Below are 4,256 nucleotides of genomic sequence, written 5' to 3'. Positions count from 1 at the left end.
GGCCCGCTCGCCGCCAGCGCCGACCCCGACGACTTCTTCCGCGACCGCGTCGACGAGGCGCCCGCGCTGCACGCACGCGTGGTGCTGCTCCGGGACCGCCCGATCGGCGGTCTCACAGCCGCTCCGACCGCCCGTGACCTGGCCCTCAGCCACGACACGCCGATCAGTGAGCTGGAGCCGGAGGACGGCGGCGAGTTGGAGACCCTCGCGGAGCTGATCGCCATGACGGATTTCGCCGCCGTTTACCTGGCGCTCGCCTCGGGCGCCTGATCTTGTCGTCGAAGCCCTGAGCCGCCGTACACCGTCGTACGGGGCGCGAAGCCACGTCGTACCCAGGTCGTCCTGGGGTCGTACGCAGAGAGAACCGGTAGAGAGCCACATGGACCGCCTCGACAACACGATCCGCCCCTACGCCTGGGGTTCCACCACCGCCATTCCCAAGCTCCTCGGCGTGGAGCCGAGCGGTGAGCCGCAGGCGGAGATGTGGATGGGCGCGCACCCGGGGGCACCCTCGCGCACCGCGCGCGGGACGCTCGTCGAGGTCGTCGAGGCCGCTCCGGAGCGGGAGTTGGGCGAGAAGGCGGTCGCGAAGTTCGGCCCCCGACTGCCCTTCCTGCTGAAGATCCTCGCCGCCGGCGCCCCCCTCTCCCTCCAGGTGCACCCCAACCTGGAGCAGGCGAAGGAGGGTTACGCCGACGAGGAGCGCCGCGGCATCCCCGTGGACGCCCCGCACCGCAACTACAAGGACGCCAACCACAAGCCCGAACTGATCTGCGCGCTCACGGAGTTCGACGGCCTCTGCGGCTTCCGCGACCCGCTGCAAGCCGCCGACCTGCTCGCCGGCCTCGGCGTCGACTCCCTGAAGCCGTACGTCGACCTCCTGCACGCGCACCCCGAGGAGGCCGCCCTGCGCGAGGTCCTCACGGCGATCCTCACCGCCGACCCCGAGGAGATGCGCCACACGGTCACGGCGGCGGCGACCGTCTGCACCCGCCTCGGCGGCGACTACGCGCCCTACGCCGACATCGCCCACCACTACCCGGGCGACCCCGGCGTCATCGCGGCCATGCTCCTGAACTACGTCCGGCTCCAGCCCGGCGAGGCCCTGTTCCTCGGCGCCGGCATCCCGCACGCCTACCTCAACGGCCTCGGCGTCGAGATCATGGCCAACTCCGACAACGTCCTGCGCTGCGGCCTCACCCCCAAGCACGTCGACGTCCCCGAACTCCTGCGCATCGTCAACTTCGAGGCGAGCGACCCCGGAGTGCTGCGCCCCGAGGCGTCCCCCGACGGCGAGGAGGTCTACGAGACCCCCATCGACGAGTTCCGGCTGTCCCGGTACGTCCTTCCGGCGGGCACCGGCGTCCACGACCTCACCCTCGACACCCCGCAGATCCTGCTCTGCACGGCCGGCGCGGTGAAGGCGGGCGAGTTCGAACTCGCCCCCGGCCAGTCGGTCTTCGTCCCGGCCGGCGACAAGGCCGAGGTGTCCGGAGTCGGCACGGTCTTCCGGGCCACTGTGATCGTATGACCGGGCCTGTGGATACCTGACGAGCCGCCGCCGGGCAGGGCTGCAAGAATGACCCACCGGCAAAGGACGGGCAAAGACTACCGGACTGCCGCTCTGGGCAGACGTCCGGGGCAGACGTACGAAGGCGAAGGGACACCGCGAACACATGAGCGCGTCAGGCGGCACCAAGGCGATCGTGGCGGCACTCGGCGCCAACCTCGCGATCGCGGCATCGAAGTTCGTGGCGTTCGCCTTCAGCGGCTCGTCCTCGATGCTCGCCGAGGGCGTCCACTCGCTCGCCGACTCCGGCAACCAGGCCCTCCTGCTGATCGGCGGCAAGAAGGCCCAGCGCGAGGCGACGCCGCAGCACCCCTTCGGCTACGGCCGCGAGCGGTACATCTACGCCTTCCTCGTCTCGATCGTCCTCTTCTCGGTCGGCGGCATGTTCGCCGTCTACGAGGGCTACGAGAAGATCAAGCACCCGCACGACATCGAGCACTGGTACTGGCCGGTGGGCGTCCTCATCTTCGCGATCATCGCCGAGGGCTTCTCCTTCCGCACGGCCATCAAGGAGTCGAACGAACTGCGCGGCACGCACTCCTGGTCGCAGTTCATCCGCCGCGCCAAGGCCCCCGAGCTGCCGGTCGTCCTCCTGGAGGACTTCGGCGCGCTCATCGGCCTGGTCCTCGCCCTCTGCGGTGTCGGCCTGGCCCTGCTCACCGGCGACGGCATCTGGGACGGCATCGGCACCCTCTGCATCGGCATCCTGCTCATCCTGATCGCCCTGGTCCTGGCCGCCGAGACCAAGTCGCTGCTGCTCGGCGAGTCCGCCGGCATCGAGGACGTCAAGAAGATCGAGGCCGCCATCGTCGACGGCCACACCGTCACCGGCATCATCCACATGCGCACCCTCCACCTCGGCCCCGAGGAACTGCTCGTCGCCGCCAAGATCGCTGTCCAGCACGACGACACGGCCGCCGAGGTCGCCACCGCGATCAACGCCGCCGAGTCCCGCATCCGCGAGGCCGTACCGATCGCCCGCGTCATCTACCTCGAACCCGACATCTACAGCGAGTCCGAAGCCACCAAGGGCCCCGACCGCGAAGCCACCCCCGGAGGCCCGGCCCAGCACCCCGCCGAGCACTGAGTTCCCCAGCTCCTACGGCAACGGGGCCCGCCGGGACGTTCGACGGGCCCTCCCCATCCCGCTCCGCTACCCCTGCGGCACGGGCCACGACGCCACCGGGGCCGCCCTCCGCCGCCGTACGACGAACGCGGCGACGCCCAGGCCGATACCGACCAGGGCCAGGACGACCCCGCCGATGACGGCCGACCCGATGACGACGGCACTCGTACGATCGTCGGTCACCCGCCCCCGGACGGCGGACCCGGCCACCGTCCCGCCGCGATCGCTCGCGAAGAAACGCGAGCCCATCGCGTTCGCACGGTTGTCACCGACCAGGAACAGCCGCTCCTTCGGGACCTTCACGTCGTACGTCTTGTGCACGCCGTCGACATCGCCCTGGTCGACATACGGCCCTGGTCGACATACGGCTCCGACAGCGGCTTTCCGTTCACGGTGATCCGCGCGTCCGTGCCCGTGCCCGAGCAGCACACCACCTCGTCGCCGCCCACCTTCTCGAAGACGATCCGGTCACCCGGCCTGTACGTCGGCGACATGCTCTGGCTGCTGATGGTGGAACTCCCGTACGAATTCCACGCGTACACGAAGGAGCCCAGCGCCAGCCCCACCCCCAACAGCCCCACCACCACAGCCGCGCCCCCGAGTCCCCGCCCCTTGCCCGACATCGTTTCCCTCCCCATGCGGCACTTCCGCGGCGCAGAGGGTAACGGGCGTCTGCGAACGGACCGCGCGGGCCCGCGACCTGCCACAGCCGCGAGCCCGCCACCGCTGAGGCCTGTCCGGCGGATCAGGTCGCAGGAAATCAGCGGTGCCTGATCAGCCCGGGTGAGCGGGGCGTGGTGCGTGCCACGCCCCGCGTCCGCGGCATGATCCGCCGGGCAGGCCCTAACCGACCTCGCTCAGCACACCGAGCACCGCCGCCGCGTCACCGGCCGCCAACAGCCGCTTCCGGAACCCGGCATCAGTCAACTTCCGCGACAGCAGCGCCAGAATCCGAAGATGCTCGTCACCGGCCGCCGCCTCCGGTACGGCGATCATGAAGACCAACCGGGCCTTCGTACCGTCCGGCGAGCCCCACTCGACCCCCTCCGCCGACCGTGCAAACCCGACGACCGGCGCACTCACCGCATCCGTCTTGGCATGCGGAATCGCGATCTCCTCGCCGAGCCCGGTCGTCCCCAACTCCTCCCGCCGCAACGCGGTCGCCACCAACTCCTCGACGTCCACGACTTTGCCGGTCCGCGCCAACAGCCCGGCCACCTCACGGATCGCGGACTCCTTGTCGACCGCGTCGAGGGGGACTTTCACGGTCTGCTCGGTGAGGTAGCCGGAGAGGACTTCGGGGAGGGCTTCCGGGAGGCCTCCGGGGAAGGTCTCAGGGAGGGCTTCCGGGGCGGCCCCTCCTGCGGTGGGCGAGCCGGAACCGGAAGCACCTTCGGCGGTGGGCGAGTTGGTGCGGGAGGTGCTTTGGCCGGTGGGCGAGCCGACGTCGGCCGTGGCTGCTTCAGCGCCGACCGCCGCACTGCGCGGACCTCGCGACCCCGACCCGTCCAAGCCCATCGCGGTACGCGAGCCCGAGCCTGCGCCGCCCGAGTTCACCCC

6 protein-coding genes are annotated in these 4,256 nt (G+C 70.7%); 3 read left to right on the top strand and 3 right to left on the bottom strand.

Going from position 1 to position 4,256, the window contains the following annotated elements; genetic code table 11:
- The 3 genes from R6V09_RS47385 to R6V09_RS47375 all read left to right on the top strand — a co-directional run.
- On the top strand, nt 1–270 hold a 270-nt coding region (locus R6V09_RS47385), incomplete at its 5' end, for an SIS domain-containing protein (protein ID WP_317887654.1).
- A 109-nt stretch (nt 271–379) separates the two neighbouring features.
- On the top strand, nt 380–1,531 hold the full coding sequence (gene manA / locus R6V09_RS47380) for a mannose-6-phosphate isomerase, class I (protein WP_317887653.1): 1,152 nt from the start codon (nt 380–382) through the stop codon (nt 1,529–1,531).
- Nucleotides 1,532–1,676: 145 nt separating this feature from the next.
- The gene (locus R6V09_RS47375; protein WP_317887652.1) at nt 1,677–2,657 is read left to right on the top strand and encodes a cation diffusion facilitator family transporter; all 981 of its coding nucleotides are present in this window, start codon (nt 1,677–1,679) and stop codon (nt 2,655–2,657) included.
- A gap of 66 nt (nt 2,658–2,723) precedes the next feature.
- Here the strand turns inward: R6V09_RS47375 and R6V09_RS47370 are convergent, their stop codons facing one another.
- The 3 genes from R6V09_RS47370 to R6V09_RS47360 all read right to left on the bottom strand — a co-directional run.
- Entirely contained in the window at nt 2,724–3,017 is a 294-nt protein-coding gene (locus R6V09_RS47370; RefSeq protein ID WP_317887651.1) for a S26 family signal peptidase, read from the bottom strand.
- Nucleotides 2,996–3,319 (bottom strand): hypothetical protein, encoded by a 324-nt coding sequence (locus tag R6V09_RS47365; RefSeq protein WP_317887650.1) that lies wholly within the window; start codon nt 3,317–3,319, stop codon nt 2,996–2,998. Before R6V09_RS47365 ends, R6V09_RS47370 begins: the two co-directional genes overlap by 22 nt.
- A gap of 220 nt (nt 3,320–3,539) precedes the next feature.
- Nucleotides 3,540–4,256: PTS sugar transporter subunit IIA (locus R6V09_RS47360; protein ID WP_317887649.1), on the bottom strand; the 717-nt coding region annotated here is incomplete at its 5' end.

This window comes from Streptomyces sp. W16 (assembly GCF_033194735.1).
In the GTDB taxonomy this organism is placed as follows: Bacteria; Actinomycetota; Actinomycetes; order Streptomycetales; family Streptomycetaceae; genus Streptomyces.
The sequence above is the reverse complement of the archived record's forward strand: the minus strand, read 5'-3'. Positions and strand labels throughout refer to the sequence as shown.